Here is a 1,619-nt window from a genome sequence, read left to right on the forward strand (position 1 = left end):
CGACACCGGTCAGTTTTCCTTACGTGGTAGGCACTTCGCTGTCTCTACCCAACAGTCTCAGCCCTCAAGATCACGACCGCCGTGAAAGACCGAGGTTAGTACTCCAGCCGCACTTTCAGGTTCGGAGTCTGCGCTGGTAGTGGCTGGTTCGAGCGCGGTACTGGTGGCGGCGTCGCCACCGGGACCATCGCCAGATATGATCTTGGTGGCGGATGATGGTGATCAGGTGTGCCAGGAGACGTCGGACCTCGCCGAGGGTGAGGGGGATGAGTCTGTCTCGTTCGGGATCGCTGCCCCCTTTGAGGCCGCGGCGGTGACGGCGAGGAACGCGTGGGCCCACATGGCCAGGGTGATGTGGCGGTACCAGGCGTCGTATCGGCGGACCTGGTAGTCGTCGAGGCCGACCTCGTTCTTCGCGGTCTGGAAGCATTCTTCGACCGCCCAGCGGGTGCCCGCGACGCGGATGAGTTCCTCGTCGGTGGTGTCGTCCGGGCCGTAGCACAGGTAGTAGGCCAGTTCGGTGGGGTCGGTGATGTTGCGGCGGATCAGCAGCCAGCGGCGGTAACCGTGTTCGGCGGTGCCGGTGTCGGGCAGAGATGCCACGGCCCAGTCGTAGAGTCGAGGGCCTTTGACTCCGTCGCCGCAGCTGCGGCGTTTCCATGCCGGGTCCGGTGCGCGGGCGGCGAGGGCGTCGGCGCGGGAACTGCCGGTCTCGGTGGGGATCTTCTGGTTGCAGGCGACGGCAAGGACATAGCCGACGTGCCGGCGTTGCAGCGCGGCGCGGAACTTGCCGTCCTTGCCGTATGCCTCGTCGGCGGTGACCCATTTCGCCGGCAGCCCGGCGTCCAGGGCGCGGGTCAGCATGGCCAGGCCCTGGGCGGGTTTGGTCGCGAACGTCACCTGCTCGCCGATGCCGGCCTCGACGCGCCGCGCCGGGTTGTCGCACCAGCGTTGTGGCAGGTAGAGCTCGCGGTCGATCAGGGCACGTCCTTTGCTGCTGGCGTAGGCGAGGAACACGCCGAGCTGGCAGTTCTCGATCCGTCCAGCGGTGCCGGAGTACTGCCGTTGCACGCCGGCGGACTTGACGCCTTTCTTCAGGAAGCCGGTCTCGTCGACGATCAGGACCCCGTCGGGCTCGCCGAGGTGCTCACCCACATAGTCGCGCAGGTCATCGCGGACCGCGTCGGCGTCCCACCGGAAATTGTTGAGCAGCCGTTGCATTCCGTCCGGGGTGCTGTCGCCGGCAGCCTCGGCGATGGTCCAGCTGTTCTTACCCGCCAGCGGCGACAGCAGCCCGAGCAGGTAACCCCTGGCCCGGCGGCGCGGTTCCACCCGTCCGAACCGGCGCGCGATACGCGCCATCACGTCGTCCAGGCCCGCAACCCAGCCCGCCACAAGATCCACTGTCACGAGACCGGAAGTCTACATAGTACGATCGACGTCGTGACGGCGCCGGCACCAGTACCGCGCTCGAACCAGCCACTACCAGCGCAGACTCCGAACCTGAAAGTGCGGCTGGAGTATTAGTACTCCAGCCGGGGATCGTGATCATGGCTCGATGAGGGCTTGTCGGGTGTAGTGGCTGGCCTTGGCGCGGGCTTGGTGGCGGCGTCGACGGA

Annotated in this window: 1 protein-coding gene; it reads right to left on the bottom strand. The window is 66.8% G+C overall.

Annotated elements, in window-relative coordinates; genetic code table 11:
* Positions 1-222 precede the first annotated feature (222 nt).
* Positions 223-1,410 carry an IS701 family transposase gene (locus ACWD5O_RS37105; RefSeq protein WP_450088169.1) on the bottom strand — a complete coding sequence of 396 codons (1,188 nt, stop codon included), beginning with the start codon at positions 1,408-1,410 and terminating at the stop codon, positions 223-225.
* Between the last annotated feature and the right edge of the window lie 209 nt (positions 1,411-1,619).

This window comes from Micromonospora sp. NPDC005161, assembly GCF_053599855.1.